18 protein-coding genes are annotated in these 18,012 nt (G+C 37.0%); 11 read left to right on the top strand and 7 right to left on the bottom strand.

The genetic code is table 11. From position 1 onward, the window contains the following. Positions 1 to 13 precede the first annotated feature (13 nt). Positions 14 to 688 carry a hypothetical protein gene (locus MHB39_RS19815; protein WP_342545069.1) on the top strand — a complete coding sequence of 225 codons (675 nt, stop codon included), beginning with the start codon at positions 14 to 16 and terminating at the stop codon, positions 686 to 688. 56 nt (positions 689 to 744) lie between these two features. On the opposite strand, the gene MHB39_RS19810 is transcribed toward MHB39_RS19815, so the two are convergent. Further along, entirely contained in the window at positions 745 to 2,439 is a 1,695-nt protein-coding gene (locus MHB39_RS19810; RefSeq protein ID WP_342545067.1) for a methyl-accepting chemotaxis protein, read from the bottom strand. A 263-nt stretch (positions 2,440 to 2,702) separates the two neighbouring features. Further along, a complete protein-coding gene (locus MHB39_RS19805; protein ID WP_342545065.1) occupies positions 2,703 to 3,698 on the bottom strand; it encodes a M23 family metallopeptidase in 996 nt (331 codons plus the stop codon). Between the two features lie 158 nt (positions 3,699 to 3,856). On the opposite strand from MHB39_RS19805, the gene MHB39_RS19800 reads away from it, so the two are divergent. The 3 genes from MHB39_RS19800 to MHB39_RS19790 all read left to right on the top strand — a co-directional run bounded on the left by MHB39_RS19800 (position 3,857) and on the right by MHB39_RS19790 (position 8,731). Continuing rightward, positions 3,857 to 5,806, top strand: coding sequence for a PrkA family serine protein kinase (locus MHB39_RS19800; protein WP_342545063.1), 1,950 nt, complete (start codon positions 3,857 to 3,859; stop codon positions 5,804 to 5,806). A gap of 319 nt (positions 5,807 to 6,125) precedes the next feature. After that, positions 6,126 to 7,283, top strand: a complete 1,158-nt coding sequence (gene yhbH / locus MHB39_RS19795; protein ID WP_036076919.1) for a sporulation protein YhbH — start codon at positions 6,126 to 6,128, stop codon at positions 7,281 to 7,283. A 44-nt stretch (positions 7,284 to 7,327) separates the two neighbouring features. Beyond that, entirely contained in the window at positions 7,328 to 8,731 is a 1,404-nt protein-coding gene (locus tag MHB39_RS19790) for a SpoVR family protein (protein ID WP_016993462.1), read from the top strand. A gap of 234 nt (positions 8,732 to 8,965) precedes the next feature. Here the strand turns inward: MHB39_RS19790 and MHB39_RS19785 are convergent, their stop codons facing one another. Further along, positions 8,966 to 9,379 (bottom strand): hypothetical protein, encoded by a 414-nt coding sequence (locus MHB39_RS19785; protein WP_016993463.1) that lies wholly within the window; start codon positions 9,377 to 9,379, stop codon positions 8,966 to 8,968. Between the two features lie 195 nt (positions 9,380 to 9,574). Here MHB39_RS19785 and MHB39_RS19780 point away from each other — a divergent pair, with 195 nt between their 5' ends. After that, positions 9,575 to 10,450, top strand: coding sequence for a radical SAM/SPASM domain-containing protein (locus tag MHB39_RS19780; RefSeq protein WP_342545061.1), 876 nt, complete (start codon positions 9,575 to 9,577; stop codon positions 10,448 to 10,450). Positions 10,451 to 10,490: 40 nt separating this feature from the next. On the opposite strand, the gene MHB39_RS19775 is transcribed toward MHB39_RS19780, so the two are convergent. After that, complete coding sequence (locus MHB39_RS19775; protein ID WP_004225641.1) at positions 10,491 to 10,880, bottom strand: helix-turn-helix transcriptional regulator; 390 nt, start codon at positions 10,878 to 10,880, stop codon at positions 10,491 to 10,493. Positions 10,881 to 11,094: 214 nt separating this feature from the next. On the opposite strand from MHB39_RS19775, the gene MHB39_RS19770 reads away from it, so the two are divergent. After that, positions 11,095 to 11,748 carry a restriction endonuclease subunit S gene (locus tag MHB39_RS19770; RefSeq protein ID WP_342441640.1) on the top strand — a complete coding sequence of 218 codons (654 nt, stop codon included), beginning with the start codon at positions 11,095 to 11,097 and terminating at the stop codon, positions 11,746 to 11,748. Positions 11,749 to 11,793: 45 nt separating this feature from the next. Here MHB39_RS19770 and MHB39_RS19765 read toward each other — a convergent pair whose 3' ends face one another. The 3 genes from MHB39_RS19765 to MHB39_RS19755 form a co-directional block, all read right to left on the bottom strand. Continuing rightward, complete coding sequence (locus tag MHB39_RS19765; RefSeq protein WP_342545058.1) at positions 11,794 to 13,467, bottom strand: ribonuclease J; 1,674 nt, start codon at positions 13,465 to 13,467, stop codon at positions 11,794 to 11,796. 413 nt (positions 13,468 to 13,880) lie between these two features. Next, complete coding sequence (locus MHB39_RS19760; RefSeq protein ID WP_339280244.1) at positions 13,881 to 15,230, bottom strand: IS1182 family transposase; 1,350 nt, start codon at positions 15,228 to 15,230, stop codon at positions 13,881 to 13,883. Positions 15,231 to 15,516: 286 nt separating this feature from the next. Then, positions 15,517 to 16,011, bottom strand: a complete 495-nt coding sequence (locus tag MHB39_RS19755) for a L,D-transpeptidase family protein (protein WP_205445672.1) — start codon at positions 16,009 to 16,011, stop codon at positions 15,517 to 15,519. Positions 16,012 to 16,431: 420 nt separating this feature from the next. Here MHB39_RS19755 and MHB39_RS19750 point away from each other — a divergent pair, with 420 nt between their 5' ends. The 5 genes from MHB39_RS19750 (at position 16,432) to MHB39_RS19730 (ending at position 17,991) form a co-directional block, all read left to right on the top strand. Further along, positions 16,432 to 16,572, top strand: coding sequence for a hypothetical protein (locus MHB39_RS19750; RefSeq protein ID WP_342545055.1), 141 nt, complete (start codon positions 16,432 to 16,434; stop codon positions 16,570 to 16,572). 44 nt (positions 16,573 to 16,616) lie between these two features. After that, entirely contained in the window at positions 16,617 to 16,826 is a 210-nt protein-coding gene (locus tag MHB39_RS19745) for a hypothetical protein (protein ID WP_004225632.1), read from the top strand. Positions 16,827 to 16,838: 12 nt separating this feature from the next. Further along, entirely contained in the window at positions 16,839 to 17,036 is a 198-nt protein-coding gene (locus MHB39_RS19740; protein ID WP_342545053.1) for a gamma-type small acid-soluble spore protein, read from the top strand. Between the two features lie 79 nt (positions 17,037 to 17,115). Further along, complete coding sequence (locus MHB39_RS19735) at positions 17,116 to 17,304, top strand: cysteine-rich CWC family protein (RefSeq protein ID WP_081977478.1); 189 nt, start codon at positions 17,116 to 17,118, stop codon at positions 17,302 to 17,304. A gap of 102 nt (positions 17,305 to 17,406) precedes the next feature. Then, the gene (locus tag MHB39_RS19730) at positions 17,407 to 17,991 is read left to right on the top strand and encodes a DUF305 domain-containing protein (protein ID WP_016993472.1); all 585 of its coding nucleotides are present in this window, start codon (positions 17,407 to 17,409) and stop codon (positions 17,989 to 17,991) included. Positions 17,992 to 18,012 lie beyond the last annotated feature (21 nt).

Genomic DNA, 18,012 nt, shown 5'->3' with positions numbered 1-18,012 from the left:
GCGGGAATTAAAAATGAAAAATATTTTCTTCATTTTATTAGGGATTATCTATCTTTATCTAGCAAAGGCCATTGAATTAGTCATTATTAAGCAGCTATTTTTTTTAATTGGGCTAGCTTTAGTTGGTATAGGTAGTATCCGTTATTTAAAAGAGCGTTATATTGCCATACAAACTTTAACTGCCATGACGGAGGCTAGTGAAGAGGAGATAATGGCTATTCCTCATACACAATGTACAGTTTCCAGTGACGCTTTAAATGCTTTATTGTTAAATGAACAGACAAACACGCTTATTTTTGCCCGAAGAGAAGCTTTAGACGAAGAACTAAAAATAATAGAGGTTCCATTTAACAGAATATATGAGGTTGCCATCATGGAAGATGAAGTATTTACGGTTAGAACAAAGAATCATCTAATGAGTGGTTCCTTACTTGCTGAAGCAGATGAAGTAGAAGAAGAGGAGGTAGAAGAAGATACAATCTCACAGCTATCGTTAAAGCTAGTAGTAGATCATTTATCAGAGCCTATTCAAGAATATATGTTCATGGATAATAGTGAAGATCCTATATCAAAAGAGGAAGATGACTATAAAGAAGCCCTGGAGCTTTGTGAGAAATGGTTTCAAAAGATAAGTGTTATTATTAAACGTCATGAATTAGAACGAGTGCCGATAAGTCATTGGCAATAAAAGAGAAGGCTATCTCAAAATAGAAAAATTTGAGATAGCCTTTGTTGTTTAGATGATTAAATTTTAAATTGTTGTAGCTGCGTATTTAACGTCTCGGCCATTCCAGCAAGCTGATTTGCACTTCTAGCGATTTCATCCATTGTAGCAGCGGTTTCCTCAACAGTTGCTGTTGTTTGCTCAACGCCAGCAGCGGATTCCTGTGAAATGGAGGCCATATCATCAATAGAAGTATTAATGGTTTCTGAATTTCGAGCAAGCTGATTTAAATTCGTTGAAATAGTTGAAATATTATCAATCATATCCCCAACAGCATCAGAAATTTTTTCAAATGTTTCATTTGTTTCATCGAGCTGTGTTGTTCCTCTTTTTACTTCCTCATAGCCAGTCTGAAGGGCAGATGTTACATTGCCTGTCTCACCTTGAATACGATGGACAATTGTTGCAATATCCGTAACAGAGAACTGTACTTGCTCAGCAAGCTTTCGGACTTCATCTGCCACAACAGCAAAGCCCTTGCCATGCTCACCTGCTCGTGCTGCTTCGATTGCTGCATTTAATGCAAGTAAATTTGTTTGGTTTGAGATATCATCGATAACTGACACAAGCTTGGAAATTTCAGCAGACTGTTCATTTAAATTCTCGACATTTTTCACAGAGTCTAATACAATTTCATTTATTGTAGCCATTTGTTTGGTAGATTGAACCATTAAACTTTTCCCTGAAACCGTTAATTTTTGAACATGACTAGAATGCTCACTTAATTCAATGCCCTCTTGTGTCGTTTCCTGAATGCTACGCTTGAATGCTGTCATTGTTTCTGCCAAATCCCCTGTTGTGGATGCTTGTGTTTCTGTACCTGATGCTAGCTCTTGCATTGTTATTGTAATTTGCTCAGTACCTGCTTGTACTTCATTCGATGATTGAGCAAGTTCTTCACTACTAGCTGCTACTGTTTCAGAAACCGTGTAAATAGAGCGGATCGTTTGTTTTAGTTTTTCGTTCATATCATTTGCTGCCACCATTAACGTTCCAATTTCATCTCGTGTTTTGACAGGTAGAGACTCTAGCTGCAAATTTCCATCTGCTAATTCTTTCATTCGATTGGCTACGACTGTAACAGGTTTAGAGATGGTATTAGCTGTGATAATGGCAATTAGAATACCAGCTATAGTTAGGATCAAACTAAAGGCGATACCAATTGTTCGATTCTCAGAGCTTGTTGATACAACATCATTACCAACATCTGTAATGGCTTGAGCATGTTCATCTGCCAGTTTTTCGTAACCATATCGTACTTTCGTTACGAGTTCATGTGTATCCATTAAATTTTCTAAAGCTAATTCTTTATTGCCCTTTTGGTAGATATCAAATACCTCTGTATTGACAAGGGTACTCCAATCACGAGCGATTGCTACAAGTTGATCGCGTTCATCTGATTTTTCATATTTGTCTAGAATAGCATTATTTTCCTCAGCCATTTTGCGATACTCATCAAATGATTCTTTGTATTTTTCGTCGCCTGTCAACACATAATTTAACGCTGCAGATAGACGGACACTCATAGAGAGTGCTAAATTTTTACTTGCATTTAAAACAACTAAATCTTCTTTCACTAAATCTTTTGCCTGTTTTTCCATATTTGTATTGGAATTGTAAGTGTAGGTTGTAAAGCTAACTACTAAAACTAACAAAAGAATAAATGCACTTAAAATTCGTGTTTTAAGTGTTTTAAACTTGATAATGCCTTTCATTTTCCCATCCCTTTACTATCTCATTGAGAAATTTTTTCAATCACAAATACTATTTTATAACTATTTATGCATATTAATAAGCCTTTCGATAGAAATATTTAAAAATAGTTTTTTAGTACAATGACATAATTGTTTTCCTTTTATTAATAGTTAAATATATATAGATGTCTAACAACTGATTTATATATTTATGTAGAATTTCCTATGTGGAAAGAAAACGCACCTGAAGCAATTTGCTTCAAGTGCCATAAGTAAAAGTTTCTTTATTGTTTTTGATTTTTTGCTTGCCGCTCCCACTGTAGAAGTGAAGGATACGGGTCAAAAGCCCATTCGTTTCTGCCATTAAATTTATATATCCCATAATGAAGATGTGGAGGGAATTTGCCAGATGTACCTTCTTTCCCATACCCAGAGCTTCCAACATAACCAAGAACAGTACCAGGTTTTACAATTGAACCGACTTCAATATCCTTATGATAGCTACCAAGGTGGGCATAATAGTGATAGGAATTATGATTGTCGCGAATACCGATGCGCCAGCCACCAAATTGATTCCATCCTTTTACCTCAACAATTCCATAAGAGGTAGATAATACTTGCGTTCCATAGCTGGCAAAAATATCAGTTCCTTCATGAATTCGGCGTCCACCCCAACCACGATTGGCGCCCCAAGTGCCCCTGTAACTGTAATCAGAGCGAACATTTAACGGGAAGGTATGTGCATCAAGCTCAATTGTTTTAAAATGTCTGTACAATGTGGAGATGGTGAATATTTGATTGACTGCTTCTTCGCTTCCATAATATTCCCATAAAGCTAATTTAAAATCCTCATCAGTGGTTCCAAATTTCCCTAAATAACTAGCCATCGAGAAAATGACATCCTCATCATCCTTAGGACTGGCGATCCCATCGTGATTGCCATCAAGGCCCATTCCTCCGAAATAGCTGATTGTCTCAGGAGAAGTGTCTTCCTTTATAGGATTTAATGCACCTGACCAGTATTCATCAGAAAATTGGATAGCCAAATAACCTTCTCGTTTAGGGATATCTTTACGAACTGACTGTAGGTTTCTTTCATATTGATCGATAGCAGCTAAAAAATGCCAAGGAATGAGTAATTCGTCAAATTGTACATAATAGGACATACGCTGCTGTAAAATTTCTTCTTCTGTTAGCTCTTCCTTTGCAAAAGAGACAGAGGGGTACAGCATAATTCCTAAAAATAAAAATGTGAAAAGAAATGTAAAATGGCGATGCAATGATGGACCTCCTTTCTAACGTTAGAATAACCGAAATTTTTATCTTCATTCAGTAAGGTTCTATGTATGAAAACAGTTGATATATCGGCAATTTTTTTGCCCCCAAAAATAGAAATAATAAGAAGAAACTTCATCAAAGAAAAAGTAATGGTATCATCATGCCATTAACTTCATACTATGTTATAAATCAAGCCCTGAATGGAGGGAAGGCTATTAACATTTTAGATAAAGTGAAAAACTATCGCGAAGAAGAAAACAGGCTGAAGTGGGAAGGGACATTTGCAGATTATTTAAACATCATTAGGGAAAGACCTGAAGTTGCTCAAACAGCCCATTCACGCGTCTACAATATGATAAAAAGTGCTGGTGTAGAGGAACGCGATGGGCAAAAAATGTACAAATTTTTCGGACAAGAAATTTTTGGGCTTGAAACAGCAATTGAAAGACTGGTGGAGGAATATTTCCATCCAGCAGCACGCAGGTTAGATGTTAGAAAACGTATTTTATTATTAATGGGACCAGTTAGTGGTGGTAAATCAACTATCGTTACCTTACTAAAACGCGGATTAGAGCAATATTCGCGAACTGATGAAGGTGCAGTTTACGCAATTAAGGGATGTCCAATGCATGAAGATCCGCTCCATTTAATTCCACATCATTTGCGTAATGAGTTCTTTGAGGAATATGGGATTAGAATTGAAGGAAGTTTATCGCCTTTAAATACAATGCGTCTTGAAAAGGAATACGATGGACGCATTGAAAATGTAATGATTGAACGTATTACTTTTTCAGAAGATAAACGTGTGGGTATAGGGACATTTACACCATCAGACCCTAAATCACAGGATATTGCAGATTTAACAGGAAGTATTGATTTTTCTACAATTGGTGAATTTGGTTCAGAGTCGGATCCTCGTGCTTACCGCTTTGATGGGGAGCTGAATAAGGCCAATAGAGGAATGATGGAATTCCAGGAGATGCTAAAACTAGATGAAAAATTCTTATGGAATTTATTATCATTAACGCAGGAAGGAAATTTCAAAGCAGGAAGATTTGCTTTAATTAGTGCAGATGAGTTAATCGTTGCTCATACAAATGAAACAGAGTATCGTTCATTTATTTCGAACAAAAAGAATGAGGCATTACATTCTCGAATTATCGTTATGCCAATTCCCTACAACCTCAAAGTTAGTCAGGAAGAGCATATTTATGAAAAGATGATAAAAGAAAGCGATATGTCCCATGTCCATATTGCACCGCATGCTTTAAAGGCCGCAGCAATCTTTTCGGTTCTCACTCGTTTGGAAGTTCCGAAAAAACAAGGTGTGGATCTAATTAAAAAAATGCGCTTGTACGACGGAGAAAATGTGGAGGGATTTAATTCCGTTGACTTAGAGGAGCTGAAGAAAGAGTTCCCGAATGAAGGCATGAACGGTATTGATCCACGCTATATTATTAATCGTATTTCTTCTGCTATTATCCGCAAAGAGATACCATCGATAAATGCATTAGACGTTTTACGAGCATTGAAGGATGGGTTAGATCAGCATGCATCGATTTCTCAAGAGGATCGTGAAAAATACATGAATTACATTGCGGTTGCTCGTAGAGAATATGATGAGATTGCTAAAAATGAAGTACAAAAGGCTTTTGTGTACTCCTATGAGGAATCGGCAAAAACATTGATGAATAACTACCTTGATAATGTAGAGGCATTCTGTAATAAAAATAAAATTTATGATCCACTTACTGGGGAAGAAATGAATCCAGATGAAAAATTAATGCGCTCGATTGAGGAGCAAATTGGCATTTCAGAAAATGCTAAAAAGGCATTCCGTGAAGAGATTCTCATTCGAATTTCTGCCTATGCACGAAAAGGTAAACGTTTTGATTATAATTCTCATGAAAGATTGCGAGAGGCCATTCAGAAGAAATTATTTGCAGATTTAAAAGATATCGTTAAAATTACTACTTCTTCTAAAATGCCAGATGAATCTCAACTGAAGAAGATTAATGAGGTTGTGGCAAGGCTTGTTGATGAACATGGCTATAATACAACATCAGCAAATGAGTTGCTACAGTATGTAGGAAGTTTGCTCAATCGATAACTTGATGTTCATTGTTCCAATTAAGATAGGAGTGTCCCATTTTTAGGGCACTCCTTTTATTATCAGGATGAGAGATTTATTTTGATTCAGCAGAAAACGCTCACCTTTATAGGTGGCGAGATGGATGCACAAATTGTTCTCTTTGGTTCAATGAAAAAATCTAGATAAAGTCTTAGCGGATGTTACAGATTTTGAAGAGTAGCTTTTCGAGGAAGCTCAAAAAAATCTGGAAGCAATTGATTTTATGAAAAAAGTTCAAAAATTTAGCTCACAAGCATAGTATAGAAAAAGCGAATTTGATAGATGGGTGAGGATAAAAATGACTGAACACGAAAATAAACGCTTTGTCATTTCTCAGGAAAATTGGTCCCTCCATCGTAAAGGGCACCAGGACCAGCAACGCCATATGGAAAAAGTGAAAGATGCGATTAAAAATAATTTACCTGATTTAGTTAGCGAAGAAAGTATTGTGATGTCCAATGGTCGCGAGGTTATTAAAATACCAATTCGGTCACTTGATGAATATAAGATTCGATATAACTATGATAATTCTAAGCATGTAGGGCAAGGACAAGGGGATAGTAGTGTTGGAGATGTAGTAGCGCGCGATGGAAGTAAGGCCAATCAGGCTCCAGGTAAAGGAAAAGAAGCGGGTGACAAGCCTGGCCAAGATTATTATGAAGCGGAAGTCAGTATTGAGGAAATTCAAAATGTTTTATTCCATGAACTAGAGTTACCTAATTTACAGCAAAAAGAAAAGGCAGATATTAAAACAGAAAAAATAGAGTTTAATGATATTCGAAAAAAGGGACTCATGGGTAATGTCGATAAAAAGCGTACCATTTTAAATGCATTAAAGCGCAATGCGATGCATGGGAAAGCAGAAATAACGCCAATCCACAATGACGATTTACGTTTTAAAACATGGGATGAAGTGGAGAAACCAGAATCCAAGGCAGTAGTGCTCGCCATGATGGATACAAGTGGCTCGATGGGAGCATTTGAAAAATATTGTGCCAGAAGCTTCTTCTTTTGGATGACGAAATTTTTACGTTCAAAATATGAAACAGTAGAAATTGAATTTATTGCTCATCATACAGAGGCAAAGGTTGTCACAGAAGAGGAATTCTTTACAAAGGGCGAAAGTGGAGGAACCATTTGTTCTTCAGCTTATAAAAAGGCATTGGAATTAATTCAGGATAAATATCATCCATCTCGCTACAATATTTATCCTGTCCATTTTTCAGACGGTGAAAATATATCGATGGATAATGAAAAGTGCTTAAAGCTAGTAGGAGAATTAATGGATGTATCCAGCATGTTTGGCTATGGTGAGGTGAATCAGCATAACCGTTTCTCAACGCTTATGTATACGTATAAAAAAATTGATGATCCTAAATTTAGATACCATATTCTGAGAAAAAAAGGCGATGTCTATGACGCCTTAAAGAGCTTTTTCAAGAAAAATGAAGAGTAACAAGGAAGTTTGCTCAGCACCACGTTCAAAGGAGGGGGCGTAACATGGACACAAAAGAGCTTCATCGAGCAATAGATGAAATTACCGAAATTGCCTCAAGCTTTGGCTTAGATTTCTATCCAATGCGTTATGAAATTTGTCCTGCAGATATTATTTATACATTTGGCGCCTACGGTATGCCTACGCGCTTTTCCCACTGGAGCTTTGGTAAACAATTTCATAAAATGAAGCTTCAATATGATTTAGGGCTTAGTCAGATTTATGAGCTTGTGATTAATTCAAATCCTTGCTATGCATTTTTACTCGATACCAATACATTAACGCAAAATAAATTGATTATTGCCCACGTTTTAGCACACTGCGATTTCTTCAAAAATAATATACGTTTTTCTAATACAAGAAGAGATATGGTAGAAAGTATGACCGCAACCGCGGAGCGAATAGCTGGCTATGAGAGAGAATATGGCAAGGATGAGGTGGAGCAGTTTTTAGATGCTGTTTTAGCTATTCAAGAGCATATTGATCCATCTATTTTACGACCGAAGCTATCCTGGAGTGAGGAGGATGAGCTTGAGGAGGAAAAACCACCAGCAAAATCACCGTACGATGATTTATGGAGTATAGAAGAAAAAGAAAAAGTTTATAAACCAATCCGACGCCGATTAAGGCAATTTCCTCCTCAGCCAGAAAAGGATCTGTTGTTATTCTTAGAGGAGCATAGCCGTGAATTGGAAGACTGGCAACGAGATATATTAACAATGATGCGAGAGGAAATGCTTTATTTTTGGCCTCAGTTAGAAACAAAAATAATGAACGAGGGTTGGGCCTCCTTCTGGCATCAACGAATCATGCGGGAGCTAAAGCTAACAACTGCTGAAACAATCGAATATGCCAAATTAAATGCGGGGGTTGTGCAGCCTTCCAAAACATCGATTAATCCATATTATCTTGGGATTAAAATTTTCGAGGATATTGAAAATCGTTATAATAACCCTACTGAGGAAATGAAACGGTTAGGTGTTTTGCCAAATACAGGACGTGAAAAGATTTTTGAGGTTAGAGAGGTAGAATCAGATATTTCCTTTATTCGAAACTATTTAACAAAGGATTTAGCGAAGCGTGAAGATTTGTACTTGTTCCAAAAGAAAGGGAATGAATACCGTATAACGGATAAGGATCACGAGATGGTTCGCGATCAGCTTGTATCCATGCGTGTAAATGGAGGCTTCCCATACATTGTCGTAAAAAATGGTGATTATTTGCGAAATGGCGAGCTATATTTAGTTCATGGCTATGAAGGGATGGAGTTAGATCCACACTATTTAGAAAATGTATTGCCTTATATTTACCAGCTATGGGGACGTCCTGTTCATTTAGAAACCTATGTGGATAAAAAGCCGATGCTTTATTCATATGATGGCACAAAAAACTATAAACGCAATGTGTAATAAAAAAACTTCTATCTGTTGAGGGTACCATCAAGCAGATAGAAGTTTTTTCATCGTGTTGAAAAACAAAACCATCAATAGTCTTTTTGTGAAAGGTCATGCAATCAGTTGCAGGCTACTTGCTTTCCAGTTGCAGAGTACAGAGCTCTTCGTACTCCATAAAAAGGACGTTGGTGGAAAGGAAACAATCACTCGTCTTGTTTTCTGCTACTGATATGACTTTTTTAAACAAATCTACTCACCTTCTTCAGTTAATACATCAGGCTCTTCATTACTTTCACTATGGTTAGAGGATGAATGAATATCACTATCAATGACAAGACTATCCCGTACTTTAATGCCTTGTTGCCCACCAGCCTCGTCATTATTATTACCAGCAATACCACTTCTTCCATTACCGTCAGCAAATTGCGAATTGACGTTGCGTGTATGACTACCATTACTAGCATTTTGACCACCTTGGTTGGCATTTGTACCTACATCATGATTGATTTGGCCTCCGCCTTCCGCTCGTTGCTCAAAGTGAAAATCAGTATTTCCTATATTGAATGTAAAATTGATTGTTATATGATTCTTCCCTTGCTTGTTAGAGGATTCCTGCTCAGGTTCATCAGGTCCATAAAATTTTTTAGAATTAAAATTAGACATCGTTTCTCCTCCCTTCCTTTCCTATTACTATTAAGATATTAGTGCTTCGTGAACCCACCTGTACGTGTAGCCATGTTACCTAGAGAAAAGGTAGGAGTTCTAGATGGAAACTCAACGATTTTTGCTATCTATCCAATAAATTTGTTAAAATGAATGAGATTTGATTATTTAGTGAATGGGAACGGAGAAGTAACATTGAAAACATTTAAAAAGGTTTATATAGAAATTACGAGTGTCTGTAATTTAGCATGTAGTTTTTGTCCACCAACAGCTCGTGCAAAAGGGCTTATTAAAGTCGAACAATTTAATAAAATATTAGATGAAATTCGTCCACATACAAAATATATTTACTTGCATGTGAAAGGAGAGCCATTACTACATCCAAGAATTGATCAGCTATTAGATGCTGCCCATGCAAAAGGATTTAAAGTCAATATTACAACGAATGGTACGCTAATAAAAAAGAATCGTGAGAAAATATTAGGAAAACCAGCATTACGTCAAATTAATTTCTCGTTGCATAGCTTTGATGGGCATGAAGGCTCTGAAAACCGTGAAAAATATTTAGGGGATATTTTGAACTTTGTGCGAGAATCAAGGGAATACAATACGATTATTTCCTATCGTTTATGGAATCTACAACAGGATCATGTTTCGGATGTTGCAGCCCGTCGCAACCGTGAGACTTTAGAAATATTAGAAAATGAGTATAATCTTGATTACCGTATAGAAGAAAAAGTAGAGCCTGGAAAAGGGGTAAAAATTGCCCCTCATGTGTATTTAAATCAGGATCATGAGTTTAGATGGCCAAGTCTTCTAGAGCCTGAGGATGAAGGTAAGGGTTTTTGTCATGCACTGCGTAGTCAAGCAGCTATATTGGTGGATGGCACCGTTGTACCTTGCTGTTTGGATGGGGAAGGTGTCATAAATTTAGGAAATGTACACGAAAAATCCTTCTCCGAAATTGTAGAAGGGGAACGTGCCAATAAGATCGTAGCAGGCTTCTCACGAAGGGAAGCTGTAGAAGAATTATGTAGAAAATGTGGCTATCGTCAAAAGTTTGGTATGTAGCTACTAAAAGTTATGTTGAATAAAGAAGCAGCTCCACTGGTCATTGACCGTTGGAGCTGTTTTTCTTTGATTGAGAATCAATGGTATCTAAAAAATCCTTCGTAATACGAACTACATATTTGACCTCGTCTAAATTTCGTTCTCTTAATAATGAGCGATGAATGTCTAGCATGAGGTTTTTCTCCTCAATATCAGTAACGCCAGATAATTTTTGAAAATTAAATAGCTCCTCAGGGGTAATGTCTAATGCCTTCATGATTGTTTCCAAAGTACTTAAGGTAATATTAGATTGTCCATGCTCAATATTGGAAACCCTTCCTTTACTGAAACCTAACTTCCCTGTCCTTTCAGCCACTTCTTCTTGGCTAAGTCCTTTAGATAACCGAATAATCCGAAGTTGTTCACCTACTAGCTTTAAAAAATCTGACATATGATTCACCTCTAAGTTAAAAGCTAGTGAAAAACAATGGAAATGACTATACTATTATAGTGGTATAATAGAGAAAAAGTTACATTAAAATGGTACAATTATTAGAGTAATACTTTTCATCAGACAAATGACCTAAATAAAAAGCTAGGTATAATGCGTTAATGAAGATTGTATTAAGGGTATTAATTGGGACAGAGGATTGGAGGGTTCATACATGGTGAAGCAGTTTTTTTTAGAAGAAATAGCAAAAATACAAATTGGTCATTTGATTGTGAATGATCAATGTTTTACTAGGGAAGATACTCCTTTTATCACCGAAGAAATGCTAATGCAATTATTGAGAGAAGATGATTTTAGTCAAGTGCCAAAGGTTGATCACACAGTTGATTCATTTAATTTGTCAATCGTGCCTGCTAAAAGCATTCTTCTAAATAAATTTAATTTACAGGAAACCTTGATTTATCAATGTAAAAAAGCTGTGTGTATCGGTCAGGATATCATTGCCATTATTCCGAATGAATCCATTGTTGTCAGTGATTATTTATTTCACTTTTTTAAATGGTTTCAAATAAATAAGGAGAGACGTAATATCTTTCGTTTAAGAATTGTATTACCTCCTCTTGATATTCAGCATAGAGCAGCTCAATTATTAAATGCTGTTCAACATTTATTAATGAATAAAGATTCTTTAGTCGCAGCGATAGAGGACCTTCCACAGTATTTCAATAATATTTCAAACCAAGTAAATCAGCATTCAAAAAACTTACATCATAGCTTTGAACAGCTCCAACATGTATATGCTGATATGTTACATAAAGTTTTTAATGGAGATTTTCTAAATGATTCCTTTCAAAGGTTGAGCAATTAACATAAGTCGGTGCAAAATGGATTGGACAATCCTTGCACCGACTTATTAAATTTCAATAATAATCGGTAAAATCATTGGCTTTCGTTTGGTTTGGGTAAATAAATATTGTCCAACAGCTCTTTTAATTTCCCGACGTAGGACATGTATTTGCTGTCTGCTTTCTTCTTGAAGCTCATTTACGATTTCTTTGGTAAGCACATTGACCTTAGTTAACAGTGCCTCGAAATCTTTAGCATAAACAAAACCACGTGAAATGGTATCAGGTTCTGAAATAAAAGAACCATCTGCTTTATTGAGTGTTAATACAATAACAAGCATTCCATCTTCTGAAAGTTGCTTGCGATCACGGAGGACAATTCCCTCTACTTCACCTATGCCAATCCCATCAACATACGTATCACCAGCTGGAATTTTACGCGTTTGCCTTGCCTTCGCATTTTCAATGTCCACGACATCTCCATTTTTCATAATAAAGGTATGTCCCTTTTGAACACCAATAGATTCCGCTAATAAACGATGTTGATGTAACATGCGATACTCACCATGAATAGGGATGAAAAATTTAGGCTTCATAAACGTCAGCATCAGCTTCAAGTCTTCTTGATGACCATGTCCTGAAACATGCATACCTGTATGACTGGAAGAACCATAAATCACCTTAGCACCAAGCTGAAACAAATTGTCTACAATACGAGAAACGCCCTTTTCATTACCTGGAATAGGAGAAGCGGCAAGAATGACTGTATCATCTGGCAGAACTTTTACCTCACGATGGTTGCCATTTGCTAATCGAGCAAGTGCTGCAAGAGGCTCGCCTTGGCTACCTGTGCAGAGGACCACGACTTCTTCTGGGGGGAGGTATTTAACTTCTCGTGCATCAATTAACAGATCTTCTGGCACAAATAAATAACCTCGTTCAATCGCAACATCCACAACATTGACCATGCTGCGCCCAACTAAAGCTAACTTCCTATTGGTGGCAATTGTTGCATGTACGATTTGTTGAATACGATTAACATTTGAAGCGAAGGTAGAGATGATTACTTTCCGTTCAGCATGTAAAAAGGCTTCCTCAATATGATGCCCTACCAGTTGCTCAGAAGGTGTCAAACCTGGTCTTTCTGCATTTGTACTTTCAGAGATCAGAACTAGCACACCCTTTGAACCGATTTCCGCCATTTTATGAATATCAGCAAACTGGTTATTAACGGGCGTTAGATCAAATTTAAAGTCTCCCGTATGGACAACATTTCCTTCAGGAGTAGCTAAAACGATTCCTAAACAATCGGGTATACTATGATTGGTTCTGAAGAAATTAATATCAATTTGTCCTAAATGTAGAGCTGAGTCAGCGTGAATTTCAATTAAATCCGTTTCTCTCAAAAGCTTATGTTCCTTTAGCTTTAATTCAATAAGTCCGAGAGTGAATCGAGTAGCATACACAGGGACATTTAATTTTTTTAGTAAATAAGGAATCCCACCAATGTGATCCTCATGCCCATGTGTGACAATTAATGCCTTAATTTTTTCCTTATTATCAAGTAAATACGTAATATCAGGAATGATAAGATCAATTCCAAGCAGGGTTTCATCTGGAAATTTTGCTCCGCAATCAATAATAATTATGTCATCTGCATATTGTACTATATACATATTTTTTCCAATTTCATTGATGCCACCTAGGGCGAAAATGGATAATAACTGTTTACTTGTGGACAACGTATTCCCTCCTATAGTTTTAAATAAAGCTATCAAATAATTGCTTTTGCCATAGGTAGTATAGCTTTTAGCATTTCATCCTATACGAAATTTGCAATGCTTAATCTTACTACTATGAGATGTAGCATTATGAAAACGTTTTAAGAGAATGGGGAGGATTGAAATTTAAAGCTCCGATGGCGGATTATATGTGGCGGGAAGAGCAATACTATTTAACGAAGCCTGCTCAGACTAGAGGATAAGATAATGAAAACAAGAGGCTATCTAATTTGTATAGATAGCCTCAGACTGTAGACAAAAGCCATCGAGAGGTTCACTCTCGATGGGCTTTTGTCATTTTTCTTCCTATTTTATCTTTAACATTTGGTAATATACTACCAAATTCAACATACTCTTCGAGCATAGCTACCTTCTTAAGCTGCCTGCCACGTCCAAGTAGCCAGTTTCTTTAAATTCATGGCAGCAAAAGTAAGCATCGCCTGCATGGACAATTTTTTTAGACCTCTTAAGGTTGTCCATCGCATACCATGCTTTTCTTTTGCATCCGCAAATACACGCTCAATCGTTTCTTTGCGCTTTGCATAAATCTGTTTGATGTCATAGGAATGGCGTAAATGTTCAGCTTCCTCCACATACGACTCCCAAATATGGCGTTGAATGAGTTTTTGATGATGCTTACTTTCTGTACATTGGGAAAGGCTTGGACACTTCGCACAAATCAAAGGATTCGATTTATATTGACGATACCCTTCTTTAGTCGTTGTCGTATACTTCAATATCTGTCCTTGTGGACAAAGATAACAATTATAGTGCTCATCATATATATACTCATGCTTTCGGAAGAATCCATCTTTCGTTTTAGGACGTGTATAAGGAAGAACAGGCAACATTTGATTCTCTAATAAAAAATTCGTAATCGCTGGTGTTTTATAGGCTGCATCTGCCGCAACAGCTAATGGTTTTTGAACGTTTTCAATGACTTTTTCCACAAGTGGCTGTAATACATGACTATCGTGCACATTTCCCGGAGTTACAATGGCACCCAAGACAAAGCCCTTTTCATCTGTCGCTGCATGAAAAGAATACGCAAACTGCTTCGTACGTTCATCCTTCACGTAATAGCCACTTTCAGGATCTGTCGTGCTTTCCTTTATTTCTTTCCATTCTTCCTTTTCAAACTTCTCCGGGGGAAAGGGCTTTTTTCCGTGTTCCTCACGATCCATATTTAACTCTAATTGAAGTTTCTCTTCATAAGCTCGTGTTTCTTTTCGCACAACTTTTTTATCATACTTTCGTTTATTCGCACTCGCTTTCACATGCGTAGAATCGATAAATAAATGGTCTGCATGGAGGAGTCCTTGATGCATAATCTCTTTTAATATACGATAGAATATCTGCTCAAATATATCAGTGTCTTGAAAGCGACGGACATAATTTTTACCGAAGGTAGAGAAATGCGGGACTTCTGTATGGAAGCCAAATCCTAAAAACCAACGATACGCCATATTCGTTTCAATTTCTTTGATGGTTTGACGCATGGACCGTATACCAAAAACGTACTGAATAAACGTCATTTTAAAGAGAACAACAGGATCAATACTAGGGCGTCCTTTAGCAGAGTAGAGGTTTTCTACTAAAGGATAGATAAATGAAAAATCAATAGCCGCCTCTAGTTTTCGTACTAAATGATCTTGGGGAACTAATTGATCAATCGTTAGCATTTCTAATTGTTCACGTTCATTGATTTGATTTTTCGTCATCATGGTTGATCACCTCGAAAGTGTACTTTTTATCAATAATTCTTTATGTAGAAGTTGATTGGAACGAAGGGTGGCGACTCCTGCGGGAAAAGCGGGAAAGTCGAGATCCTGGACTGAGCGAAGCGAGGGAAGCAGCTCGACCCCGCCCGCGGAAAGCGTCCGCCCGTAGTGGAAATCAACGGCTTTACTTTATTTTATTGTAAAAGAAAAAAGACTGTAGGCAAACTCAAAATTCATTGAGTTTGTCTACAGTCTGAGGCTATCTAATTTGTATAGATAGCCTTTTTAGTTAGGGATGAATCACTACTTCTGTACCGATTGGCACAATACTGGCAAGCTCTTCAACATCTCGATTATGCATACGGATACAACCATGTGACACAGCATGCCCAATAGAGCTAGGATCATTTGTGCCATGAATTCCGTAGTGTTCTTTAGAAAGACTCATCCACATCGTGCCAAAAGGACCGCCAGGGTTTGGCGCTTTATTAATGATAATAAAACTACCTACGGGTGTTTCGTGAAGCATGCGTCCAACTGCAATAGGGTATTGTTTTTGAAGGATATTGTTTCTATATAAACGTAGCCAGCGATTATTGGTAGAGATCTCGATACGGTAAGGAATTGTCTCGGGGTCGGGCAAGCCAGGAATGACGATTTGTTGACCAATGACAAGATGATCAGGCTGAATTCCTGGGTTCGCAGCGATAATGGATGCTAAAGGTGTACGGTAATCTTGAGAAATTTGAGCAAGGGTTTCACCAGCTTTGACAGTATGAATCAATTATTATTCCCTCCAATGCAATGGTTTATTGTTCTACTATATGCTTCAAATGTTTTATGTAATTTTAGGAATGCAAGGTTTTTCTGTTTCTGGACAGAATAAGCAGTGACATTGCAGGTTAAGGGGCATAAAGATGAAGGAATTTAAAATTACTTATTTTTTTGATGAGGTACATTATGTTCGAAGATTCATTTATCTTGATTCAGCAGAAAACGTCCACCTCTATAGGTGGTGAGATGAATGTATAAATTGTTCTCTTTGATTTAGTGGGTGTCCAAACACCAACTGAATCAAGATAAAAGCCCCAGCGGATGTCACAGATTTTGAAGATGAGCTTTTCGAGCAAGCTCGAAAAAAATCTGGACGCAATTACGCTGAGGCGTAATTGATATTGAATCGCAACAAGAGGCAGAAAAATTAGTGAAAAATGAACGTGATCAATATATCTCCTTTACGGATAGTAGGGGGATATACCATGAACTGCACACAAAGCATGTACGAGTTATTCAAATAGCTGAGTATCATCGAATTGATAAAAGTGCGAAAGAGAAAGACACATAATCTGTTCAGCTTTACACACATTATAGGAAAAGGAGTGTGACAGAATGGACATCGAAAAAATACCACATGAAAAGAAAATGTTCATGAATTTAAATAGTAAGGACAAGCCTGACATGGTTGAATCAGATACGATCAGTCTTTTCGATCTGCATGAGGATATGCAAACTGTAGATGCCATTCCGATAGAGGAACTCAATAAGCGTGTAAAAAGAGAAGGCGACGAATTAATTGAAATGCAGCCAGATGAACTATAGGAGGTAAAAATAATGAATCATGAAAAAGACGTCCAGTTTACATCTGCAGGCACAAATATTAACGAAGTGAAGCAAAAAAATGCAGAGGCAGGATTATCGTATAATGAAGTGAAGGCCCTGTTAGCAAAAAGCGGTGGACATGGAACATCCATTTATAGTGACACAGATATTGAAGAAGTGAAACAAGACATACACAAGCATCAACATTAAACATTTTGGGAGGAGCAAGGTATTGAGCGCTCTTCCCTTTTTATTTTACAATGGTGAAAAATAAAGGAGTTGTAAGAGCATGTCAACTGAAGAAAAGAGATGTCCATTATGTGGGGGAGAAAATCAATGTGGTGTGGCGAAAGGAGAAAAAGAGTGCTGGTGTATGACAGTTAGCATTCCCGAACACCTGTTAAAAACAGTGCAAAGAAAGCCAAATATATGCATTTGTTCAACATGCATAGATACATATAAGAAAGAGCAAGTATAGTTTTTTACGATGATTAAGCCTGATAAAAATTGAGCAATTGGTACAATTGTCTATCGCACAACAACCTAGCAGGCATACATTACTCTGAAAGGAGTGTGTCTAATGGCTAAACCAATTGAACTTAGTAATGTGACAAAGGCATATTTAGAGGAATATCAGCGAATCCTCAAAAAAATGATGCAGGGTATGACCTATGTTACCATTACTTGTAGCATCTCAGAAAATTTTATTAAGCAAATCATCCCTCATCAAGTTGCAGCAATCCAAATGTCTGAAAATGTTTTACGTTATACAACGAATATACCTGTGCAAAATCTCGCATTAGAAATCATTCGAACACATACAGAAATGCTTGAGAGTCTTGAAGCGATACAAAACCGATGTTGTGTCGTGCAAAATTCAGAGTATGAATTATACGAGTATATGTGTGCTTACAAAGAAATTACAGAAGCTATGTTCAATGCAATGTGTGCTCCACCAGTCTCTAATAGTATTAATATCAATTATCTTCGGGAAATGATTGTCCATCATCAGGGGGGCATAAGACTGGCACAAAATGTGCTTAGGTTCTGCATCTGTCAAGAATTAATTCCAATCCTACGATGCATGATTCAAACGCTATGTGAGCAACTAGAAGCCATGGAAAAGCTACTGGATAGCTTACAAAATTGCGATTGCGAGTGCTAACATTAACGATAATTTTATATG

The sequence above is a fragment of the Lysinibacillus sp. FSL K6-4013 genome, from assembly GCF_038630435.1.
Classification (GTDB): Bacteria; Bacillota; Bacilli; order Bacillales_A; family Planococcaceae; genus Lysinibacillus; species Lysinibacillus boronitolerans.
Note: the sequence above shows the minus strand (reverse complement) of the source record. Positions and strands in the feature narration are given on the sequence as shown.

Coding starts and splice junctions, on each gene's coding strand:
- MHB39_RS19745 (WP_004225632.1), top strand. CDS start 16,617: ATGGACATCGAAAAAATACCACATGAAAAGAAAATGTTCATGAATTTA.
- MHB39_RS19735 (WP_081977478.1), top strand. CDS start 17,116: ATGTCAACTGAAGAAAAGAGATGTCCATTATGTGGGGGAGAAAATCAA.
- MHB39_RS19785 (WP_016993463.1), bottom strand. CDS start 9,379: ATGTCTAATTTTAATTCTAAAAAATTTTATGGACCTGATGAACCTGAG.
- MHB39_RS19815 (WP_342545069.1), top strand. CDS start 14: ATGAAAAATATTTTCTTCATTTTATTAGGGATTATCTATCTTTATCTA.
- MHB39_RS19730 (WP_016993472.1), top strand. CDS start 17,407: ATGGCTAAACCAATTGAACTTAGTAATGTGACAAAGGCATATTTAGAG.
- MHB39_RS19740 (WP_342545053.1), top strand. CDS start 16,839: ATGAATCATGAAAAAGACGTCCAGTTTACATCTGCAGGCACAAATATT.
- MHB39_RS19810 (WP_342545067.1), bottom strand. CDS start 2,439: ATGAAAGGCATTATCAAGTTTAAAACACTTAAAACACGAATTTTAAGT.
- MHB39_RS19760 (WP_339280244.1), bottom strand. CDS start 15,230: ATGATGACGAAAAATCAAATCAATGAACGTGAACAATTAGAAATGCTA.
- yhbH (WP_036076919.1), top strand. CDS start 6,126: ATGACTGAACACGAAAATAAACGCTTTGTCATTTCTCAGGAAAATTGG.
- MHB39_RS19770 (WP_342441640.1), top strand. CDS start 11,095: ATGGTGAAGCAGTTTTTTTTAGAAGAAATAGCAAAAATACAAATTGGT.
- MHB39_RS19775 (WP_004225641.1), bottom strand. CDS start 10,880: ATGTCAGATTTTTTAAAGCTAGTAGGTGAACAACTTCGGATTATTCGG.
- MHB39_RS19790 (WP_016993462.1), top strand. CDS start 7,328: ATGGACACAAAAGAGCTTCATCGAGCAATAGATGAAATTACCGAAATT.
- MHB39_RS19800 (WP_342545063.1), top strand. CDS start 3,857: ATGCCATTAACTTCATACTATGTTATAAATCAAGCCCTGAATGGAGGG.